Source organism: Sphingomonas hankookensis (assembly GCF_028551275.1).
GTDB classification, from domain to species: Bacteria; Pseudomonadota; Alphaproteobacteria; order Sphingomonadales; family Sphingomonadaceae; genus Sphingomonas; species Sphingomonas hankookensis_A.
This window is the reverse complement of sequence record NZ_CP117025.1, coordinates 2,238,274-2,257,734: the sequence shown is the minus strand read 5'-3', so window position 1 is coordinate 2,257,734 and position 19,461 is coordinate 2,238,274. Positions and strand designations below refer to the sequence as shown.

At 67.1% G+C, this 19,461-nt stretch carries 19 protein-coding genes; 9 read left to right on the top strand and 10 right to left on the bottom strand.

The genetic code is table 11. The features are described 5' to 3' along the window. Positions 1-58: 58 nt before the first annotated feature. From ntrC to dusB, 3 genes are read right to left on the bottom strand one after another with little or no spacing between them, the layout of a single operon-like run. On the bottom strand, positions 59-1,513 hold the full coding sequence (gene ntrC / locus PPZ50_RS10715) for a nitrogen regulation protein NR(I) (RefSeq protein WP_066687909.1): 1,455 nt from the start codon (positions 1,511-1,513) through the stop codon (positions 59-61). Then, on the bottom strand, positions 1,510-2,541 hold the full coding sequence (locus PPZ50_RS10710) for a two-component system sensor histidine kinase NtrB (protein ID WP_066688129.1): 1,032 nt from the start codon (positions 2,539-2,541) through the stop codon (positions 1,510-1,512). Before PPZ50_RS10710 ends, ntrC begins: the two co-directional genes overlap by 4 nt. Before the next feature lie 14 nt (positions 2,542-2,555). Further along, positions 2,556-3,551, bottom strand: a complete 996-nt coding sequence (gene dusB / locus PPZ50_RS10705; RefSeq protein WP_066687907.1) for a tRNA dihydrouridine synthase DusB — start codon at positions 3,549-3,551, stop codon at positions 2,556-2,558. A gap of 91 nt (positions 3,552-3,642) precedes the next feature. Between dusB and PPZ50_RS10700 the strand changes: the two genes are divergently transcribed. Genes PPZ50_RS10700 through PPZ50_RS10690 form a run of 3 tightly spaced genes read left to right on the top strand, consistent with a single transcriptional unit; the run spans position 3,643 to position 5,841 of the window. Beyond that, a complete protein-coding gene (locus PPZ50_RS10700) occupies positions 3,643-4,785 on the top strand; it encodes a bifunctional 2-C-methyl-D-erythritol 4-phosphate cytidylyltransferase/2-C-methyl-D-erythritol 2,4-cyclodiphosphate synthase (RefSeq protein WP_066687905.1) in 1,143 nt (380 codons plus the stop codon). Continuing rightward, positions 4,782-5,297: a hypothetical protein gene (locus tag PPZ50_RS10695; RefSeq protein ID WP_066687903.1), complete on the top strand. Its 516-nt coding sequence runs from the start codon at positions 4,782-4,784 to the stop codon at positions 5,295-5,297. The genes PPZ50_RS10700 and PPZ50_RS10695 overlap by 4 nt, the downstream gene beginning before the upstream one ends. A gap of 4 nt (positions 5,298-5,301) precedes the next feature. Further along, positions 5,302-5,841 carry a CinA family protein gene (locus tag PPZ50_RS10690; RefSeq protein ID WP_066687901.1) on the top strand — a complete coding sequence of 180 codons (540 nt, stop codon included), beginning with the start codon at positions 5,302-5,304 and terminating at the stop codon, positions 5,839-5,841. On the opposite strand, the gene PPZ50_RS10685 is transcribed toward PPZ50_RS10690, so the two are convergent. Together PPZ50_RS10685 and lipA are read right to left on the bottom strand one after the other, a co-directional pair. Continuing rightward, on the bottom strand, positions 5,763-6,263 hold the full coding sequence (locus tag PPZ50_RS10685) for a type II toxin-antitoxin system RatA family toxin (RefSeq protein ID WP_066687893.1): 501 nt from the start codon (positions 6,261-6,263) through the stop codon (positions 5,763-5,765). The two genes, PPZ50_RS10690 and PPZ50_RS10685, sit on opposite strands and share 79 nt — an antisense overlap. Beyond that, the gene (gene lipA, locus PPZ50_RS10680; RefSeq protein WP_066687890.1) at positions 6,263-7,189 is read right to left on the bottom strand and encodes a lipoyl synthase; all 927 of its coding nucleotides are present in this window, start codon (positions 7,187-7,189) and stop codon (positions 6,263-6,265) included. Before lipA ends, PPZ50_RS10685 begins: the two co-directional genes overlap by 1 nt. 106 nt (positions 7,190-7,295) lie before the next feature. Between lipA and PPZ50_RS10675 the strand changes: the two genes are divergently transcribed. Further along, a complete protein-coding gene (locus PPZ50_RS10675) occupies positions 7,296-7,922 on the top strand; it encodes a carbonic anhydrase (RefSeq protein ID WP_126012803.1) in 627 nt (208 codons plus the stop codon). A gap of 144 nt (positions 7,923-8,066) precedes the next feature. Here the strand turns inward: PPZ50_RS10675 and aspS are convergent, their stop codons facing one another. After that, entirely contained in the window at positions 8,067-9,860 is a 1,794-nt protein-coding gene (gene aspS / locus PPZ50_RS10670; protein WP_066687878.1) for an aspartate--tRNA ligase, read from the bottom strand. 190 nt (positions 9,861-10,050) lie between these two features. Here aspS and rnd point away from each other — a divergent pair, with 190 nt between their 5' ends. Then, positions 10,051-11,226 carry a ribonuclease D gene (rnd, locus tag PPZ50_RS10665; RefSeq protein ID WP_066687875.1) on the top strand — a complete coding sequence of 392 codons (1,176 nt, stop codon included), beginning with the start codon at positions 10,051-10,053 and terminating at the stop codon, positions 11,224-11,226. Further along, positions 11,223-11,528: an I78 family peptidase inhibitor gene (locus PPZ50_RS10660; protein WP_066687872.1), complete on the top strand. Its 306-nt coding sequence runs from the start codon at positions 11,223-11,225 to the stop codon at positions 11,526-11,528. Before rnd ends, PPZ50_RS10660 begins: the two co-directional genes overlap by 4 nt. Positions 11,529-11,731: 203 nt before the next feature. Here PPZ50_RS10660 and PPZ50_RS10655 read toward each other — a convergent pair whose 3' ends face one another. Genes PPZ50_RS10655 through PPZ50_RS10640 form a run of 4 tightly spaced genes read right to left on the bottom strand, consistent with a single transcriptional unit; the run spans position 11,732 to position 17,275 of the window. Further along, positions 11,732-13,228 (bottom strand): Ppx/GppA family phosphatase, encoded by a 1,497-nt coding sequence (locus PPZ50_RS10655; RefSeq protein WP_232307840.1) that lies wholly within the window; start codon positions 13,226-13,228, stop codon positions 11,732-11,734. Beyond that, positions 13,225-15,399, bottom strand: a complete 2,175-nt coding sequence (locus PPZ50_RS10650) for an RNA degradosome polyphosphate kinase (RefSeq protein WP_066687869.1) — start codon at positions 15,397-15,399, stop codon at positions 13,225-13,227. The genes PPZ50_RS10655 and PPZ50_RS10650 overlap by 4 nt, the downstream gene beginning before the upstream one ends. Beyond that, entirely contained in the window at positions 15,396-16,034 is a 639-nt protein-coding gene (locus PPZ50_RS10645; protein WP_066687867.1) for a chromosomal replication initiator DnaA, read from the bottom strand. Before PPZ50_RS10645 ends, PPZ50_RS10650 begins: the two co-directional genes overlap by 4 nt. Continuing rightward, positions 16,031-17,275 carry a hypothetical protein gene (locus PPZ50_RS10640; RefSeq protein WP_066687864.1) on the bottom strand — a complete coding sequence of 415 codons (1,245 nt, stop codon included), beginning with the start codon at positions 17,273-17,275 and terminating at the stop codon, positions 16,031-16,033. Before PPZ50_RS10640 ends, PPZ50_RS10645 begins: the two co-directional genes overlap by 4 nt. A 59-nt stretch (positions 17,276-17,334) precedes the next feature. On the opposite strand from PPZ50_RS10640, the gene purM reads away from it, so the two are divergent. Genes purM through PPZ50_RS10625 form a run of 3 tightly spaced genes read left to right on the top strand, consistent with a single transcriptional unit; the run spans position 17,335 to position 19,359 of the window. Further along, positions 17,335-18,441: a phosphoribosylformylglycinamidine cyclo-ligase gene (gene purM / locus PPZ50_RS10635; RefSeq protein ID WP_066687862.1), complete on the top strand. Its 1,107-nt coding sequence runs from the start codon at positions 17,335-17,337 to the stop codon at positions 18,439-18,441. A 40-nt stretch (positions 18,442-18,481) separates the two neighbouring features. Further along, positions 18,482-19,003 carry a phosphoribosylglycinamide formyltransferase gene (gene purN / locus PPZ50_RS10630; protein WP_084401233.1) on the top strand — a complete coding sequence of 174 codons (522 nt, stop codon included), beginning with the start codon at positions 18,482-18,484 and terminating at the stop codon, positions 19,001-19,003. Then, positions 19,000-19,359 (top strand): MmcQ/YjbR family DNA-binding protein, encoded by a 360-nt coding sequence (locus PPZ50_RS10625; RefSeq protein ID WP_066687858.1) that lies wholly within the window; start codon positions 19,000-19,002, stop codon positions 19,357-19,359. The genes purN and PPZ50_RS10625 overlap by 4 nt, the downstream gene beginning before the upstream one ends. Positions 19,360-19,461: the final 102 nt, after the last annotated feature.

Below are 19,461 nucleotides of genomic sequence, written 5' to 3'. Positions count from 1 at the left end.
TTACAACATTCCCGGCTCAAAGCACGTCAAATCGCACCTCGGCCGTATCGCAAAGCGATTAGCGTTCCTTCTCCGCATGATAGGCGCGGACCGCCGGGTCGATCCCCAACTCGTCGAGCCGCTTGCGCAGCGTGTTGCGATTGAGACCCATCGCCTTTGCGGCACGCAACTGGTTGTTACCGTGGCGATCGAGCATCGCTTCGATCAACGGGCGTTCGACATCGGAGATCAGACGGTCGTAGAGCGTGCCATCCTCCATCGCCACCGGCTCCTCGCGGGCGACGCGGCGCAGCCAAGCGCGGACGGCGTCACCCAGATCGGCATCGGGCTGCGCCGTCGTTCGTCCGGCGGTATCGCCCAGCGCGCCGCGCAAATCGCCTGCCTCGATCGCCGCATCACGGCCCAGCACCGCGACGCGGCGCATCAGGTTTTCGAGCTCGCGGACATTGCCCGGCCAGTCATGCGCCTCCAGCAATTCCTGCGCATCGGGTGTCAGCGTCTTGCGCGGCAATCCATCGCGTGCCGCCTGGTCGAGGAAATGCCGCGCCAGCAACGCCACGTCCTGCCGCCGTTCGCGCAACGGCGGAAGCGCGATCGGCACGACGTTCAGTCGGTAGAACAGATCTTCGCGAAACTGACCCGACTGGACCTGCGCCGCTAGCGTTTTATTGGTCGCCGCGACGATGCGGACATCGGCGCGGATGACCCGCGCGCCGCCGACGCTGGTGAACTCCCCCGATTGCAGGACGCGCAGCAGCCGGGTCTGCGCCTCCATCGGCATGTCGCCGATCTCGTCGAGGAACAGCGTCCCACCCGCCGCCTGTTCGAACTTGCCCGCCGAGCGTTGCGCCGCGCCGGTAAAGGCACCGCGTTCATGGCCGAACAGCTCGGCCTCGATCAATTCGCGCGGGATCGCCGCCATGTTGAGCGCGATGAACGGCGCGCGGCGGCGGCGGCCGAGGTCGTGGATCGCCCGCGCGACCAGTTCCTTGCCCGTGCCCGATTCGCCGGTGACCAGCACGGTCAGGTCCGTCGCGACGACGCGCGCGATCACGCGGTACACGTCCTGCATCGCCGGGGAGCGCCCGATCAGCGGCAAGGATGAATCGATCGCGTCGACCGGCTGTTCCTCTGCGCCGCGCGATCGCCGGGCGAGCGCACCGCGCACCGCCAGCGCCAGCGTGTCGAGATCGAACGGCTTGGGCAGATAGTCGAACGCCCCCGCCTCCGTCGCTCGGACGGCGGTGGTCAGCGTGTTGCGGGCCGACAGGACGATGATCGGCAGGTCGGGAAATTCGGCATTCAGCTTTGCCGCCATTTCCAGCCCGTCGCCATCGGGCAGGACCACATCGGTGACGAGCACGTCGGGCAACCCGGCGCGCAGCTCCGCACGGAGCTGTCCCAGCGTACCCACGGTCTGCACCGCATGCCCCTCCCGCCGAAGCGCCTGCGCGACAACGGTCCGGATCGCCGCGTCGTCATCGACCAGCAGGATGCGCGACGTGTCGGTCATGCGCGCGGCAGGTGGATGCGGAACACGGTCATCGGCGGATATCCTTCACGGGCATAGCGGACGAAGCCATTCATCTCCCCGACCAGCTTTTCAACCATCGGCAGGCCGAAGCCCCTCCCCTCGCGCTTCCCCGAAACGAAGGGTTCGAAGAGGTGGCCGGCGATATCGGCGGGCGCGCCGGGACCGTTGTCGGTAATGGTCAGCTCGATAGGCACCGCTCGACGCTGTCCCCCGCCAATGCTGTGCGACATGCCGTGGCGATAGGCGGTGCCGAGAATGATCCGGGGGCGTTCGATCTCGTCCAGCGCCTCAGCCGCATTCTTGAGCAGATTGACGAGAACCTGCACGAACGCATCGCGGTCGATCCGCACCGGGGGAAGCGAGGGGTCGAAGCGTTCCTCGATCACGATCCCGCGCGCAAAACCGGCCGAGGCCAGCTGTACCGCATGGGCGAGGACCGGGTAGATGTTCTGCGCCTGCAACGCGCGCGGGCGATCGTCGGTAAAGTCCTGCATCCGGTCGATCAGCGCGGCGATGCGGTCGACCTCCGCGATGATGAGGTCGGTCAGGACACTGCGATCGTCGACCTCGCCCGACAGCAGCTGCGCCGCGCCGCGAATGCCCGACAGCGGGTTCTTGATCTCATGGCCTAGCATCGCGGCGGCGCCGATCGCGGCGCGGGCGCCGGCAGCCTGCGAACCGCTATGCCCGTCGCGCACGCCGTACAGCATGATGACCCGCCATGCCGATCCGTGCGCGGCGGGCGTATCGTGAAAATCGACGCGAAGCCGTCCCCCGCGCCGCAGCTGCAATTCGCAGTCGTAGCTGGCAAAGGCGCGCCCGTCGCGCTGTTCGGCATAGCCTGGCGGCAGCGACAATATCTGTTCGAGCGACAGGCCACGCATCGCCCGGTCGGACTGGTTGAGTAACAGCTCCGCCGCGCCATTGGCATGGGCGATACACCCCGCCTCGTCCAGCACCAGCGCCGCCACCGGAAGTCCGGCAAACAGCTCCGTAAAGGACGGCATGGCGCCGGTTGCGATCACGCCGCCGCGCGCGTGCACCACGGCGCGTAGAAATCGGCGAGCATGCCGAGCACGGTGCGCGAATCGGGCTGCTGGTTCACCTTGTTGCGGAACTCGGCCGAGCCGTGCAGCCCCTTGGTGTACCAACCGATATGCTTGCGCATCATGTTGACGCCGGTTTCCTCGCCATAATGGTCCAGCATCATGTGATAATGTTCGACGATCAGGCGATATTGTTCCTCGACCGAGGGATCGGCCGGGCCATGGCCGCCCAACAGCGCCGCCATCACCTGCGCCAGCAGCCAGGGACGACCATAGGCGCCGCGGCCGATCATCACGCCATCGGCACCCGACTGGTCGAGCGCGGTGCGCGCGTCGTCGACCGAGCAGATATCGCCATTGACGATCACCGGCACCTTTACCGCATCCTTCACCCGGCGGACGAACGCCCAGTCGGCATGGTCGCGATACATCTGATTGCGGGTGCGGCCGTGCACGGTGACCATCTGCGCGCCCAGATCCTCGGCGATATGCGCCAGTTCGGGGGCGTTGAGGCTCGAATGATCCCAGCCCATCCGCATCTTGACGGTGACCGGCACCTTCACCGCCTTTACCACCGCCGCGATCAGGTCGGCGGCGAGCGGCAGGTCGCGCATCAGCGCCGAACCGGCATCGCCGTTCGTCACCTTGCGGACCGGGCAGCCCATGTTGATGTCGATGATCGCCGCACCCTTGTCCTCGGCGAGCTTGGCGGCCTCGCCCATCTCGACCGGGGTGCAACCGACCAGCTGCATCGACACCGGTTCCTCGGCCGGGTCCCACATCGCCTTCTGAATCGACTGGCGCGTTTCGCGGATCGCCGCCTGGCTGGCGATCATCTCCGTGACATTCAGCCCCGACCCGTGCCGCCGCACCATCTTGCGGAACGGCAAGTCGGTGACACCGGTCATCGGCGCGAGGATCACCGGCGTGTCGATGACGACGTCGCCGATACGGATGGGAGCTAGGGTCATGGATTGTGCCTGAAAATTGGGCAGCCCTTACCGTATCCGCCCGCCAAGGGCAAGGCTGGCGGGCCGCCACCGCTTGCGCTAGGCGGGCGCCATGCAGACCGGACCCACAGTCGCCCTGATCGTTGCCGCCGGAACCGGCATCCGGTCGGGCAGCAGCCTGCCCAAGCAATATGCCCCGATCGCCGGGCGGGCGATGATCGCGCACGCCCATGCGGCGCTGGACGGCCATCCCGGCATCGACCACGTGCTGGTCGTGATCGGCGAGGGACAGGAGGCCTTGCTCCGCGCCGCAATCGGCGAGGTCGCGTTCGTGACCGGCGGTGCCACGCGGCGTGAGAGCGTCGCCGCCGGGTTGGCCGCGATCGGGGATGCCGCGCGCGTGCTGATCCACGACGCGGCACGGCCGTTCGTGCCCGCCATCGTCATCAACCGGTTGCTGGCAGCATTGGACCATACACCCGGCGCGGTGCCGGTGCTGCCGGTGGCCGATACGCTGGCGCTGGCTGGTGAGGCGCTGGGCGACGTGGTGCCCCGCGACCGGTTGGTTCGGGTGCAGACACCACAAGCCTTTGCGGTGTCCGCCATCCGCAACGCCCATGCGGCGTGGGACGTTACCGCCGAGGCGACCGATGACGCGCAGATGCTGCGCGCGATCGGGCTGGACGTGGCGATGGTCGAAGGGGACATCATGCTCGAAAAGATCACCTATCCGGCCGACTTCGCCGCCGCCGAAGCCCGTGCGCTGCCCGCGCTCGTGTCGCGCAGCGCGACCGGTTATGACGTCCACCGGCTGGAGGCGGGCGAGGAATTGTGGCTGGGCGGCGTGCTCATCCCGCACGATCGCGGGCTATCGGGGCATAGCGATGCCGATGTCGTGCTGCATGCGATCACCGATGCGCTGCTCGGCACGATCGGCGCGGGCGATATCGGCACGCACTTCCCGCCGAGCGACCCGCAATGGCGCGGCGCGGAATCGGGTCAGTTCCTGCAACACGCCGCATCGCTGGTGCGGGTAGAGGGCGGGGTCATCGATTTCGTCGACCTGACGCTGATCTGCGAGGCGCCGAAGATCGGCCCGCACCGTGGCGCGATGCGCGAACGGATCGCGGCGTTGCTGGATATTCCCGAACGTCAGGTGAGCATCAAGGCGACGACCAGCGAGCGGTTGGGCTTTACCGGCCGGCAGGAAGGGATCGCCGCACAGGCGATCGCGACCATCCGGGTGCCGGCATGAAGCGGCTCGCCGCCCTGCTGGCGCTGACCGCCTGCGCCAACGCTCCGGCGCAGACTGCGCAAAGCTGCGTCACGCCGGCCGAGGCCGAGGCGCTGGTCCTGTTCGTTGCCCCTGAACTGATCCGGCAGGCCGGCACGCGCTGCGCCAGTGCCTTGCCGCCGACCGCGCTGCTGCGGCGCACCGGCGGGCCATTCCTCTCACGCTATGAAGCGGAAACCGATGCGGCATGGCCACAGGCCAAGGCGGCATTGTCCCGGCTGACCGCGCCGCAGGCGATCCAGCTGCTCGATTCGGCGTTCGCCGCGCCGATCGTCGCCTCGCTGATCGCGCCGATGGTCGTCGGCAATATCGATGCGGCCGATTGCCCCCGGATCGAACGGGCGGCGAACCTGGTACAGGCCTTGCCCCCGCGCAACGTCGCCGGGCTGATCGTTCTCTTCGCGCAGGTCGATGCCGACCGCGCCAACCCCCAGATGCGGCTGCCCTTGTGCCGGCAGGCCGCGCGGAATTGATAGCATGGACAGCATTCTACCCCCCGAACTGATCGAAGCCGCGCGTCGCGTGGTCGACGAGAACCGCAACGCCGGCCGCCGCGTCGCACTGGCCGAGAGCTGCACCGGCGGACTAGTCGCGGCGGCGATCACCGAGATCCCCGGCTGCTCCGACGTGTTCGAAGCCGGGTTCGTGACCTATTCGAACGAGGCGAAGATCGAGCTGGTCAAGGTCAGCTCCGACGTGATCGAGACCTTCGGTGCCGTATCCATCGCGACGGCATGGAGCATGGCGCAGGGGGCGCTGGAGGTGACGCAGGCTGACGTCGCGGTCGCGATCACCGGCGTCGCGGGTCCCGGTGGCGGCAGCGAGAAGAAGCCGGTCGGTACCGTCGTGTTCGCGCGCGCGGAAAAGGGCGGCGATCCGGCGAAGGTCGTTGCCGACCTGCGCCAGTTCGGCGACCTGGGGCGTGGGAAAATCCGCCTTCAGGCGGCGTTGTGCGCGCTCGAGCTGCTGCTGCCGCCGGAAGTGGCGCCCGAGGAACCCGTGCCGGAATCGCCGTAAAGCGCGGCGGCGCGATCCTCGAACGCGCCGATCATCTTGCGCAGCGCGCGGTCGAACACCTGTCCCGCCAGCATTTCGAACACGCGGTTCTTGAACTGAAAATCGACGCAGAAGTCGACGAGCGTGCCACCCTGCCCATCCGGCTTGAACCGCCAGTCGTTGTTGAGATATTTGAGCGGCCCGTCGAGATAGTCGACGCGGATATGGTTGGGGCGCTCCTTCTGCACCTTCGACGTGAAGCTCTCCCGCAGGCCCTTGAACCCGACGATCATGTCGGCGACCATTTCGGTTTCGCTATCCGACCGCACCCGGATCGCGCTGACCCAGGGCAGGAACTCGCCATAGCGCGCCACATCGGCGACCAGGTCGAACATCTGCTCCGGCGTGTAGGGCAGGTGGCGGGTTTCGCTATGCTTGGGCATCAGGCGCGAACAACGCCCAGCTTGGCGTCACGGTTCGCCCGCATCCGTTCGAAATCGTCGCCGGCGTGATAGCTCGACCGGGTGAGCGGCGAGGATGCGACCAGCAGAAAGCCCTTGGCACGGGCGATGGCGGCGAAGCCGTCGAACGCCTTGGGCGTGACGAAGTCGATGACCTTGGCGTGCTTGGGCGTCGGTTGCAGATACTGGCCCATGGTCAGGAAATCGATATCGGCCGATCGCATGTCGTCCATCACCTGATGCACCTCAAGCCGCTCTTCGCCGAGGCCGAGCATGATGCCCGACTTGGTGAAGATCGACGGGTCGAGCTTCTTGACGCTCTCCAGCAGGCGCAGCGACGCGTAATAGCGGGCGCCCGGCCGGATCGTCGGGTAGAGGCGCGGCACGGTTTCGAGATTGTGGTTGTAGACGTCCGGGCGCGCCGCGACGATCATCTCGACTGCCGCTTCGTGCTTGTTACGGAAATCGGGGGTCAGGATCTCGATCGTCGTTGTCGGGTTCGCGGCGCGGATCGCCTCGATCACCTTCACGAACTGCCTGGCGCCGCCATCGGGCAGGTCGTCGCGATCGACCGACGTGATGACGATGTGATTGAGGCCCATCGCCGCCGCCGCTTCGGCAACATGCTGTGGCTCCATCGGGTCGACCGCGCGCGGCATGCCGGTCTTCACGTTGCAGAAGGCGCAGGCCCGCGTGCAGGTGTCGCCGAGGATCATGACGGTCGCGTGCTTTTTCGACCAGCATTCGCCGATATTCGGACAGGCCGCTTCCTCGCACACCGTCGTCAGGCTCTTCGACCGCATCAGCGCACGGGTTTCCTGCACGACCTTCCCGGTCGGAGCCTTTACGCGAATCCAGTCGGGCTTGCGGGTCCGCTCGGGGCGGGGCAGCGGCGTCATCTCGTTCATGGCTGCCAGATAGCGACGGACGGGCAAACGAACAACCGCCTGCAACGATCGCGTCGCCTGTGCGTCTAGCGACCGAGGGAAGATTTATACCAAACATGGAGACCCACTGATGCACTTCAGCGACCTCAAAGAGGGCTATTATCGCTTCCGCGGCACCGAATGGCAGCAGGAGCGCGAGCGCTGGAGCGAACTGGCCACCGGGCAGAGCCCGAAGGTGATGGTGATCGCCTGTTCGGACAGCCGCGTCGATCCGGCAACGATCTTCGGCGCACGGCCGGGCGAGATTTTCGTGGTGCGTAACGTCGCCAACCTCGTGCCACCGTTCGAGGACGATGGCGGTCGGCATGGCGTCTCGGCGGCGCTGGAATTTGCGGTGACGAAGCTGGAGGTCGAAGAAGTTCTCGTCCTCGGCCATGGCGCGTGCGGTGGCGTCAACGCTTGCCTCACCCAGTCGCTGGCCAATACCAAACCGGGTGAAGGCGGCTTCGTTGCGCACTGGATCGACCTGCTCGACGATGCGCGCGAGAAGGTCGTCGCGGAACATGGCACCGGGCCGGAAGGGCAGAAGGCTCTGGAGCAGGAGGGCGTGAAGGTCTCGCTTCAGAACCTGATGACCTTCCCGTTCGTCAAGGAACGGGTCGAGGCCGGCAAGCTCAAGCTCCACGGCGCGGTCTTCGCGATCGAGGACGGGCGGCTGCGCGTCCTTGAAGGCGATACGTTCGAGAACGCTTGAGCCCTTCAAATCCTCCCCGCTTCGCGGGGAGGGGGACCATGCACCGCATCGTGGAGGGGGATCGCCGCAACCGCGACGGTGGTGGAACAGGGTAGCCCCCTGCACCAGCCTGCGGCCGGTCCCCCTCCCCGTCCCGGGGAGGATTTACTCCTTCGGACCGTCGACAGTCACGCGGATGTTCAGTTCGCGCAACTGCTTGGGCGTCGCATAATTGGGCGCGCCCATCATCAAATCTTCCGCCTTCTGCGTCATCGGGAAGGTGATGACCTCGCGGATGTTCGGCTCGTCGGCCAGCAGCATGACGATACGGTCGACGCCCGGCGCAGAGCCGCCGTGCGGCGGGGCGCCGAACTTGAAGGCGTTGATCATGCCCGCGAAGTTCGTGTCGACGTCGGCCTGCGAGTAGCCGGCGATCTCGAACGCCTTGTACATGATTTCCGGACGATGGTTCCGGATCGCGCCCGACGACAGCTCCACGCCGTTGCAGACGATGTCGTATTGGTAGGCCAGGATATCGAGCGGGTTCATCGTCTCCAGCGCTTCCATCTCGCCCTGCGGCATCGAGAAGGGGTTGTGGCTGAAATCGACCTTCTTCGCGTCCTCGTCATATTCGAACATCGGGAAGTCGACGATCCAGCAGAATTCGAACCGCTTGTCGTCGATCAGCCCCAGCGTCTCGGCAACGCGGGTGCGGGCAAGGCCGGCGAGCTTGGCCGCCTGCGCTTCCTTGCCGGCGGCGAAGAACACGCCGTCATCGGGGCCGAGGCCGAGCGCCTCGGCGATCCTGGCCATGCCTTCCTCGCCATGGTTCTTGGCGATCGGGCCGCCCCATTCGCCGCCCTTGCGCGTGGCGTAGCCGAGGCCGGCGAACCCTTCGGACTGCGCCCAGGCGTTCATGTCGTCAAAGAACTTGCGGCTCTTGTCAGCGGTGTTCGGCGCCGGCACCGCGCGAACGACGTCGCCCGCCTCGACGATCGAGGCGAAACGGCCGAAGCCCGATCCGACGAACAGGTCCGACACGTCGGTGATGACCAGCGGGTTGCGCAGGTCGGGCTTGTCGTTGCCGTATTTCAGCATCGAATCGCGGTAGGGGATGCGCTTGAACGGCAGCGGGCTGACGGTGCGGCCCTTGCCCTGCCAGTTGGCATATTCCTCGAACACGCCGTGCAGGACGGGTTCGATCGCGGCGAACACGTCCTCCTGCGTCACGAAGCTCATTTCGAAATCGAGCTGGTAGAATTCCCCGGGGCTGCGGTCGGCGCGGGCGTCTTCGTCGCGGAAGCAGGGTGCGATCTGGAAATAGCGGTCGAAGCCGGCGACCATCAGCAGCTGCTTGAACATCTGCGGCGCCTGCGGCAGCGCATAGAACTTGCCCGGATGGACGCGGCTGGGCACCAGATAGTCGCGAGCGCCTTCGGGCGACGAGGCGGTCAGGATGGGCGTCTGGAATTCGGTGAAGCCCTGATCGATCATCCGGCGACGCAGCGACGCGATGACGTTCGAGCGCAGCAGGATGTTCGCGTGCAGCCGCTCGCGACGCAGGTCGAGGAAGCGGTAGCGCAGGCGGATGTCTTCCGGATACTCCGCCTCGCCCGCGACCGGCATCGGCAGTTCCTGCGCCGCCGACTGGAGCGTCGCGGCGCGGGCGTAGATTTCGATCGCGCCGGTGGCGAGGTTCGGATTCCGGGTCGCCTCGCTGCGCAGCTTCACATTGCCGTCGATCGTCAGCACCGATTCGGTGCGCGCCGATTCGAGCAAAGCGAGCGCGGGCGAATCGCTGTCGGCGACGATCTGGGTAATGCCGTAATGATCGCGCAGGTCGATGAAGAGCACGCCGCCATGGTCGCGCTTGCGATGCACCCAGCCCGACAGGCGGACGGTATCGCCGTCGTTCGCGTCCGTGAGCTGGCCGCAGTTATGGGTGCGATAGGCGTGCATCAAACGTAACCTTGCTTGGTCGTCATTCCCGCGCAGGCGGGAATCCATAGCCGCTGACGGTGCGGCTCTCACGCGAACGTTCGCGTGTATGGATCCCCGCCTGCGCGGGGATGACGGTTGAATTGTTGATTGGCCGCTTCCCTCCCCCACCCCCTTTTGTCAAGGCGGGGAACCTTGCTATGCGGGCGTGATGCATATCCATCCGTTGATCGAAGACAGCCAGACCCTCGCTGCCCTCTGCACCCGCCTCGCCCAGTCCGACTTCGTAGCCGTCGACACCGAGTTCATGCGCGAGAACAGCTATTGGCCGGAACTCTGCCTGATCCAGATCGCCAATACCGAGGAAGCCGCCGCGATAGATCCGATGGCGCCGGGGATCGACCTGACGCCGCTGCTCCACCTGCTGACCGATAACGAGGACGTGCTGAAGGTCTTCCACGCCGGCGGGCAGGATATCGAGATCGTCTATAACCTGACCGGCAAGACCCCCTTCCCCCTGTTCGATACGCAGGTGGCGGCGATGGCGCTGGGTCAGGGGGAGCAGGTCGGCTATTCGAACCTGGTCGACGCCTATCTGGGGATTACGGTCGACAAGGGGGCGCGGTTCACCGACTGGTCGCGGCGGCCGCTGGACGACCGGCAGATCGACTATGCGATCGCCGACGTGACCCATTTGTCGGTGATCTTTCCCAAGATGCTGGCCAAGCTGCGCAAGACCGGGCGCGGGCTGTGGCTGGACGAGGAGATGGAGCGGATCGCCGATCCGGCCAATTACTTCAACGATCCCGAACAGGTGTGGCAGCGCATCCGGGTCAACAGCCGCAAGCCCGAAGTGCTGGGGCGGTTGAAGGCACTGGGCAAGTGGCGCGAGCTGGAGGCGCAGGGGAAGAATCTCCCGCGCGGACGGATCGTCAAGGACGAGACGATCGCCGATCTGGCCGGCAATCCGCCGCGCAGGCAGGGCGATCTGGCGAAGGTGCGCGGGCTGTCGGCGGCATGGGCGCACAACGATATCGGCGGACGGATGATGGCGGCGCTGGCCGATGCCGAACCGTTGCCGGCGAGGGAAATGCCGGGCCGCGACGAGCGCAAACCCGCGCTGGGCAAGGAAGGCGCGCTGGTCGCCGACCTGCTGAAACTGCTGCTGAAGATCCGGGCGAACGAGATCAAGGTCGCATCGCGGCTGCTGGCGCGGTCGGACGATCTGGAAGCGCTCGCCGCCGGGCAGCGCGACGGGCTCTCGATCCTGAATGGCTGGCGGTTCGAACAGTTCGGCCGCGACGCGCTGGCGCTGGTCGAGGGTCAGCTTGGGTTCACCGTGCTGGGTGGAAAGCTGAAGATGACCCGAGCGGAGGTAGTGGAATGAAGCCGACCATCCTGATCGTAGCCATGGCGCTGGGCGCCTGTACGACGACGCAGCAGACGGCGGGCGATCCCGCGCCGGCCGCGCCGGAGCTTCCCGGCGGGGCATGCGAGACTACGGCGCTTGCCGCGTTGGTCAGCAAGTCCTTCACCCCGGCACTGGAAGCGGATGCCAGGGCGCGGGCGAAGGCGAGGACCGTGCGGGCGATCCGGCCGGGGATGGCGGTGACGATGGATTTCCGGCCCGATCGGCTGAACATCGCCATCGATGAGAAGAATATGGTGGCTGGATTCCGCTGCGGCTGAGGCGTGGAAGTTTGCGAAGTTGACAGGACGTCGAAACTTTCGCGACAGGATTATCATGTTATTCTAGCAACTTAAGCGTAACCTTTTGCGCCGAAGTTGACGGTTTGCGACGGGGCGAGCGTCCGCGATGCTCGGTAGGGCTGCGACGATGTGAAAGAGCGTCGCCAGCCTCGCAGAACAATGCGCTGTAGGAAAGCGACGCCTCAGCGGGTGACCAGCGCCGCGTCCATGCCCATGGCGCTCGCCAGCGCGCGGTGGCGCTTCTGCACCGCTTCGCCGTAGAGCGCGGTGTCGGCGGTGGGGACGATCAGTTCCAGCTGCCCGCGCTTGCGGCGGACGTCGGTGCGCTGGAGCGGGGTGGCGACACCGCCGCTGAGACGCTGGCCCAGACGCATGGCAAGGCCCCAGCGGTGCGCCGCCTCCAGCGCGGCGATCGGCGCCAGGCGACCGAGCGGTTCGGGCGGGCCGTCGGTGCTGCCGCCGCCCAGACAGCTGTGCAGCGCCTGCGCGACGATCGCACGACCGGCGGCGTCGATCGCGACCCAGTTGCCGTGCAGCGCAATCTCCATGCCGCGTTCGGCGCGGAATTCGGGGTTCGCGTGCCAGCCCACATCGGCCAGCAGACAGGCGGCGTGGCGCAGGCGCACCGCGGCGGGGGCGTCGTCGGGAAAGAGTGGCGCGATCCATTTGTGGAGTAGGTCGCCATGTTCGACGAAGCGGCCCTGTCGCGCGCCTTCGTCATGCGCGGCGACGATCAGCGGGTCCTGCTTGCGGACCGACGACGGGAGCGCGGCATAGAGCAGCCCTTCGCGCAGGCCATAGGCGGAAATCATCGTCGTCGCGCTACCGAGATGCCGGGCCATCGCAGCCAACACGGCGGTCGCATTGTCGAGCGTCGGCAGGCGTCCGCCCGACAGGTTCGGCACCGCCTTCAGCTCGGCGCGGGGCGTCTGCGCGATGATCCGTTCGAGTTCGGCGATGCGGGCGAGCGACATGGTGTAGCCGTGCGCGATCGGCAGCGGATAGTGGGTCAGGTGCATGTCGAACCGGGCGAGCGCCCGCCACGACCCGCCGACGAGATAGAAGGGCAGCCCCTTCCCCCGCCCGGCCCAGCCGGCTTCGGTCACCAGCCGCTGCACCACGCGGTCGAGTTCGCCCGCGCGGCGGTCGCGGATCGCGCCGATGCGCAGCACGCCCAGCGGAAACGACACGCGGTCGCCGATCTTGCCGTTTTTCACCCGCACCAGTTCGAGGCTGCCCCCGCCCAGATCGCCGACGATCCCGTCGGCGTCGGGAATGGCGGATAGCACGCCGTTGCCGGCAGCCTGTGCCTCCTCCTCGCCCGACAGCGTTTCCACCGTCAGGCCGAGCGATTCGGCGAGCGCCACCAGTTCGTGTCCGTTGGCGGCATCGCGGACGGCGGCGGTCGCGACGGTGCGTACCACCTCCGCCTCCATTTCGCGGGTCAGCCATGCAAAGCGGCGCAGCGCGGTGGCGGCGAGCGCCATCGCCTCCGGATCGATCCGCCCGGTTTCCGCCAGCGAACGCCCGAGGCCCGCCAGCACCTTTTCGTTGAACAGCGTGGCCGGAATGCGCTCCGGCCCGCCATAGACGACGAGCCGGATCGAGTTCGACCCGATGTCGATGATCGCACTATGCGCCGCGCTGACCGGGCGGCTGGCCCAGGGCAGGCGGATCAAACCGCGCCGTCCCGTGCGGCCCGCCACGCGCGGAGCGACAATTTCTGCGGCACCGTCGCCGACCCGCTTTCGATCGCGGCACCGCGTCCCGATAGCGACGGGTTGGTCATGAAATAGCGGTGGAGGTTGAACGGACGCTCACCCTTGGCGACGCGGCGATAGCTGCCGTCCGGTCCGAGTTCCCATGTCTGTTCGGTGTCGAGCAGGTTGGCGACCATCACCTGATCGAGCACCTGGTCGTGGACGGTCGGGTTGTTGATCGGCAGCAGATATTCGACGCGGCGGTCGAAATTGCGCGGCATCCAGTCGGCCGAGGACACATAGACCAAAGCATCGTCATTGGGCAGCGCCTGTCCGTTGCCGAAGCAATAGATGCGGCTGTGTTCGAGGAAGCGGCCGACGACCGATTTGACGCGAATGTTGTCGGACATGCCCGGCACGCCCGGCCGCAGGCAGCAGATGCCGCGCACGATCAGGTCGATCTGGACGCCCGCCGCCGACGCCTCATACAGCTTGTCGATCAGCGCCGGGTCGACCAGCGAGTTCATCTTCAACCAGATCGATCCTTCGCCGCCCGACCGCGCGGTCTGGATCTCGCCCTCGATCAACGCCTCCAGCCGGTTGCGCAGATCGCGCGGCGAAATGGCGAGCTGTTGCAACGCCTGCGGTTCGACATAGCCGGTGATGTAGTTGAACACCTGCGCGGCGTCGCGTCCGATCACCGGATCGGCGGTGAAGAAGCTGAGGTCGGTATAGATACGCGCGGTTACGGGATGATAATTGCCGGTGCCGAAGTGGCAATAGGTGCGATAGCCCTGCTCCTCGCGGCGGACGACCATCGAGATCTTCGCATGGGTCTTCCACTCGATAAAGCCGTAGACGACCTGCACCCCGGCGCGTTCGAGGACCGAGGCGAGGTTGAGATTCTGCTCCTCGTCGAAGCGGGCCTTCAATTCGACGACGGCGGTGACCGACTTGCCCGCTTCGGCAGCGGCGACCAGCGCGGCGACGACGGCGGACTGCTTGCCGGCGCGGTAGAGCGTCTGCTTGATCGCCACGACATCGGGGTCGGCGGCGGCCTGTTTGAGGAAGGCCAGCACCACGTCGAAGGTTTCGTACGGGTGGTGGACGACGATGTCCTTCGCCCGGATCGCCGCGAAACAGTCGCCGCCATATTCGCGGATGCGTTCGGGGAAGCGCGGGGAGAAGGGCGGGAATTTCAGGTCGGGGCGATCCTCCGCGACCAGCATCGACAGGTCGCCGATGCCGAGAAACCCGCCGGTTTCGGTGATCAGCGCATCGCTGCCGCCCATTTCGTCGCGCAGCAGCTGGACCAGTTCGTCGGAGATGCCCGATTCGATTTCAAGGCGGATGATCCGTCCGCGACGGCGGCGTTTGATGGCGGTGCGGAAATAGAGGACGAGGTCTTCGGCCTCTTCCTCCAGCTCGATATCGCTGTCGCGGATCACGCGGAAGGCGGCCGACGCGCGCACGGTGTAGCCCGGAAAGAACAGGTCGGAGAAATGGCGCAGGATCGTTTCGATCGCGACATAGCGCGCGGCCTTGCCCGGCAGGCGGACGAAGCGCGGCATGGCGGGCGGGAGCAGGACGACTTCGCGCACCTCGACATCGTCCGAGCGGCGGATGAGGTCGAACAGCATCGCCGAGCCGAGGTTCGGGATGAAGGGGAACGGATGCGCCGGATCCAGCGCCTGCGGGGTCAGGACCGGAAAGATCTGGTCGCGGAAATGGCGTTCCAGCCAGACTTCGGTATCGCCGCGGATCTCGTCGGCGCCGAGCACGAAGATGTTGGCTTCGGCCAGCGCGGCGGCGATGTCGCGCCAGATGCGCTGCTGGCTGTCGACCAGCCCGGCGGCGTCGACGGTGATCGCGGCCAGCTGTTGCGAAGGGGTGAGGCCATCGACCGATTCATGGCCGACGCCCTGGTTCTGCTGCCCCTTCAGGCCGGCCACGCGGACCATGAAGAATTCGTCGATGTTGGTGGCCGAAATCGACAGGAAGCGGAGCCTTTCGAGCAGCGGATGGTCGGGGTTGCACGCTTCGTCCAGCACGCGGCGGTTGAACGCCAGCCACGACAGTTCGCGGTTGAAGTAGCGCGCTTCCGGCGCGGCGGCGACCGTGGTGCGGGCGGAGGGGACCGGATCGTTCACAGCAGGCGGTCCAAGAGCAGCGGGCTGTCGGACAGCGCGGCGCGCGCGGTCGGGATCGTCAAACGGCGCGTCGAGCGCAACATCGCATCTTCCTCCAAAGCCTCGACGATCCGAAGCACCGCAAGGTGGCTCCGTTCGACCCGGCGGGCAAGCCAGCGCACGACATCCGGCGCGGCGACGAGCTCCTTCCTGTCGAACAGATATTGCAGCAGTGTTTCGATCAGCAGTTCGTCGGGCGCTTCCAGCCGCAGCACCGGCGTCGCCCCCATGCGCGAACGCAGGTCGGGCAGGCCGATCCGCCAAATGGGCGGCGGGGCATCGGCGACGATCAGCAGCGGCTGACCTTCGCTCTGCGCGCGGTTCCAGGCGTGGAACAGTTCGGTCTCGTTCCACCGCTCCGCATCGTCGGCGATCGTGCCGCCGCTGCGCGCGACGAACGAGCGGGCGAGCAGCGTCCGGCCCGATTTGCGCGGGCCGACCAGCAGCGCGGCCTTGACTGGCCACGTCTCCCAATGGTCGAGATGATGGACGGCGGCTTCGTTCGACGGCCCGACGAGGAACAGGTCCTGCCGGGCGCCGGCGGGCAGTTCGAGCGAGAAGGAAAGCTGGGCCGATCCGGTACGCGACTGGGTCATCCCTGCGGCGTACTCGCGGGCGGCGGGGGCGTGGCGGCGGCGGCACGGCGGCGGATGCGAAGCGCGCCCTCACCCTGCTGGACTTGCCAGCCGCGGGCCTCCAGCGCGGCGGCAAGGATCGCGGCATCGCCGTCGAAGGTGACGCGCAGCACCGATACGCCGCCCAGCGCAAGGCTGGAGGTCGCGGCCGAACGGACGCCGGGAACGGCACGCAGCGCCGCTTCGGTCGATTCGACGGCAGCGACATTGGGGGTGTCGGCCTGGATCGACAGCGTGACCGCCTCGGCGGCAGGCGCGGGCGTCGGCGTGGCGGTGGGATCGGTCAGGGTCAGGTCGGTGATTTCCTCCTCGACCGGGGCGACCGGCGTGCCGGGCGGCGGCGCGGCGAGGACGACGTCGGGGCGCAGCGTGCCGGACTGCAACGCCTGTTGATACATTGCGTCGATCCGGCGGACGCCTTCGTCGAGAAGCGCGGGGACGGCGTCGCCCTGCTCCACCCGCAACGAGAAGCTGCCGAGCAGGCGGTTGTCGGGGCCGTAGCCGGCGGTGAAGGTGCCGATCACCGGGCCGCCGGGCCATTGGCGGTACAGGTGGACCTGCGGGATCAGCACGTCGGACGCGCCATATTGGTTGAGGACGGTGCGCCACCAGCCGCGCCCGCGCCGGGTCACCTGTCCGGCGTTCAGCAACAGGCCGTCGGCGCCGGTGCCGCTGGGGCGGACATAGTCCATGACGCTGCCGCCGGTGCGGAAGCGCGCCCATGCCGCCTGCCACGGGGTTGCGCGTTCGAACACCGTGCCCGTCCCACCGTCCCAGATGAGCGGCAGGACGAGCATGGCGGGACTGCGTTCGGAAACCCCGGCTATCCCTAGGATCGACGCGGCACGGCCGCGATTGAACAGCACGCCCAACCGCGCGATGTAGCGCTTCGGCCCGATCTGTTCGCTTTCGACGACGATGCCGCTGACCAGCGAATCGAGCGTGCCGTCGGGCAGCGAGCGGGCTTGCCCGGTCAGGCGCTGCGACAGCATTTGCCACCCCTTGCGCTGGGCGATGCGCCAGCCGGCGGTACGGGCGGCATCAGCAGAGGGGCCGGCGACATCGACGCGCACGCCGTTCACCTCGAAACTGCCCGAGCTGTCGATCGCGGCGACGCCGCCTTGTTGCGCCACGACCGCGCCCGTGGCGACGACGCCCAAGGCGACGGCGGCAAGGATGCGGCGGGGCTGATACAAAGTCATGGCCGCCTTTTGACGAAGCAGGCGTGGAAATCCAAGCGCGATGTAGCTAACCGGCAATCATGAGCAACGAAGCGGACCGCGGCGGCGGCTATACCTACGCACAGGCAGGCGTATCGATCGCGGCGGGCAATGCCCTGGTCCGTGCCATCGGGCCGTTGGCGAAATCGACGCGGCGCCCGGGGGCGGATGCCGAACTGGGCGGGTTCGGCGGGGTGTTCGATCCCAAGGCGGCGGGGTTCAAGGACCCGTTGCTGGTCGCCGCCAATGACGGCGTGGGCACCAAGTTGAAGCTCGCGATCGAGCACAACGCCCATGACGGCGTGGGCATCGACCTGGTCGCGATGTGCGCCAACGACCTGATCGTGCAGGGCGCCGAGCCGCTGTTCTTCCTCGACTATTATGCCACCGGCAAGCTGGTCGCCGAGACCGCCGAGCGGGTCGTCGGATCGATCGCCGAAGGGTGCCGCCAGGCGGGCTGCGCGCTGATCGGCGGCGAGACGGCGGAAATGCCGGGCATGTATGAGGGCGAGGATTACGACCTCGCCGGCTTCTGCGTGGGGGCAGTCGAGCGCGAGCAGTTGCTGACCGGCGACAAGGTGGCGGTCGGCGACGTGATCCTGGGCCTCGCTTCGTCGGGGGTGCATTCGAACGGCTTTTCGCTGGTGCGGCGGCTGGCGGCGGACAAGGCGTGGAAGCTCGACCGCCCTGCCCTGTTCGATCAGGACGTGTTGCTGATCGACGCGCTGTTGGCGCCGACGAAGATCTACGTGAAGTCGCTGCTGCCGCTGCTCCGCGAGGGGCGCATCCATGGCCTCGCCCATATTACCGGTGGCGGGTTGCTGGAGAATATCCCGCGCGTCCTGCCCGAGGGCGCCCATGCGCAGGTCGATGCCGATGCGTGGGAACAGCCGCGGTTGATGGCGTTCCTGCAGGCGCAGGGCAATATCGAGCCGGAGGAGATGGCGCGGACCTTCAACTGCGGCATCGGCATGGCGGTGCTGGTCGCGGCCGACGATGCCGAGGCGGTCGCCGCAGCGCTGACGCAAGCGGGCGAGACGGTCGTGCGGATCGGTACGGTCGAGGCGGGCGACAAGGGCTGCACCGTGAAGGGCAGCGCGGGCACGTGGAGCGCGCGCGCGGACTGGAGCGCGACGCATCTTGGCTAGGCATCGTGTCGGTGTCCTGATTTCGGGGCGCGGGTCGAACATGGCGGCGTTGGTCGCGGCGGCGAAGGCGGCGGACTGTCCCTATGAGGTCGTGCTGGTGGCGTCGGACAAGCCCGATGCCGCCGGCCTGACCCATGCCGCCGAACAGGGCATCGCGACCTTTTCCCTTTCGCCCAAGGGCATGGCGAAGGCGGAGTATGAGGCGGCGATCGACGGCGCGCTGCGCGAGGCGGGCGTCGAAACGATCGCGCTGGCGGGCTATATGCGGCTGTTGTCGGGTGACTTCGTGGCGAAGTGGCGCGACCGGATCGTCAATATCCACCCTTCGCTGCTGCCCGCCTACAAGGGCCTCGACACCCATGCGCGCGCCATTGCGGCGGGTGACCGGGAAGCCGGCTGTTCGGTGCATGTCGTCACCGAAGAGTTGGATGCCGGGAGCGTATTGGCCCAGGCGCGCGTTCCGATCCTGCCCGACGATACGCCGGACAGTCTGGCGGCACGGGTGCTGGTGGAGGAACATCGCCTCTACCCGCAAACGCTGGCGGAGTATGTGACGCGATGACCGAGATGCTCGACCGTATCCGTGAGGCCGTGAAGGTGTTGCCGGAGGTGGACGAGCGAACCACCCACGGTGAGCCGACCTTCTTCGTCCACGACCGGCAATTCGCGCAGTTTCGCGACGACCATCATGGCGACGGACGCACCGTGTTGTGCGTGCGGACCGGCAGCAGCGACGAACAGGCGATGCTGATCGAGGCGGCACCCGACACCTATTCCCTGCCCGCCTATCTCGCGGCGAAGGGCTGGGTCGCGATAACGCTGACCGGCGATGTCGACTGGACGCTCGTCGAGGATCGCATCGCGCGCAGCTGGGAACTGGCGGCACCACGCGCATTGCTGGAGGCGGGCGGTCGGTGAGCGGCGCGGAGGATGCGCGGGCCGAGCGGCGGCGCTGGATCGCGCTCACTTCAATTCGATGAAGTGGCGTAGATCAGTCCGGCTACGCGACCATGTTGTATC

Excerpts from the sequence above, each read along its gene's own strand:
- ntrC (WP_066687909.1), bottom strand. The coding sequence starts at position 1,513 with ATGACCGACACGTCGCGCATCCTGCTGGTCGATGACGACGCGGCGATC.
- PPZ50_RS10710 (WP_066688129.1), bottom strand. The coding sequence starts at position 2,541 with ATGCCGTCCTTTACGGAGCTGTTTGCCGGACTTCCGGTGGCGGCGCTG.
- dusB (WP_066687907.1), bottom strand. The coding sequence starts at position 3,551 with ATGACCCTAGCTCCCATCCGTATCGGCGACGTCGTCATCGACACGCCG.
- PPZ50_RS10700 (WP_066687905.1), top strand. The coding sequence starts at position 3,643 with ATGCAGACCGGACCCACAGTCGCCCTGATCGTTGCCGCCGGAACCGGC.
- PPZ50_RS10695 (WP_066687903.1), top strand. The coding sequence starts at position 4,782 with ATGAAGCGGCTCGCCGCCCTGCTGGCGCTGACCGCCTGCGCCAACGCT.
- PPZ50_RS10690 (WP_066687901.1), top strand. The coding sequence starts at position 5,302 with ATGGACAGCATTCTACCCCCCGAACTGATCGAAGCCGCGCGTCGCGTG.
- PPZ50_RS10685 (WP_066687893.1), bottom strand. The coding sequence starts at position 6,263 with ATGCCCAAGCATAGCGAAACCCGCCACCTGCCCTACACGCCGGAGCAG.
- lipA (WP_066687890.1), bottom strand. The coding sequence starts at position 7,189 with ATGAACGAGATGACGCCGCTGCCCCGCCCCGAGCGGACCCGCAAGCCC.
- aspS (WP_066687878.1), bottom strand. The coding sequence starts at position 9,860 with ATGCACGCCTATCGCACCCATAACTGCGGCCAGCTCACGGACGCGAAC.
- rnd (WP_066687875.1), top strand. The coding sequence starts at position 10,051 with ATGCATATCCATCCGTTGATCGAAGACAGCCAGACCCTCGCTGCCCTC.
- PPZ50_RS10660 (WP_066687872.1), top strand. The coding sequence starts at position 11,223 with ATGAAGCCGACCATCCTGATCGTAGCCATGGCGCTGGGCGCCTGTACG.
- PPZ50_RS10645 (WP_066687867.1), bottom strand. The coding sequence starts at position 16,034 with ATGACCCAGTCGCGTACCGGATCGGCCCAGCTTTCCTTCTCGCTCGAA.
- PPZ50_RS10640 (WP_066687864.1), bottom strand. The coding sequence starts at position 17,275 with ATGACTTTGTATCAGCCCCGCCGCATCCTTGCCGCCGTCGCCTTGGGC.
- purM (WP_066687862.1), top strand. The coding sequence starts at position 17,335 with ATGAGCAACGAAGCGGACCGCGGCGGCGGCTATACCTACGCACAGGCA.
- purN (WP_084401233.1), top strand. The coding sequence starts at position 18,482 with ATGGCGGCGTTGGTCGCGGCGGCGAAGGCGGCGGACTGTCCCTATGAG.
- PPZ50_RS10625 (WP_066687858.1), top strand. The coding sequence starts at position 19,000 with ATGACCGAGATGCTCGACCGTATCCGTGAGGCCGTGAAGGTGTTGCCG.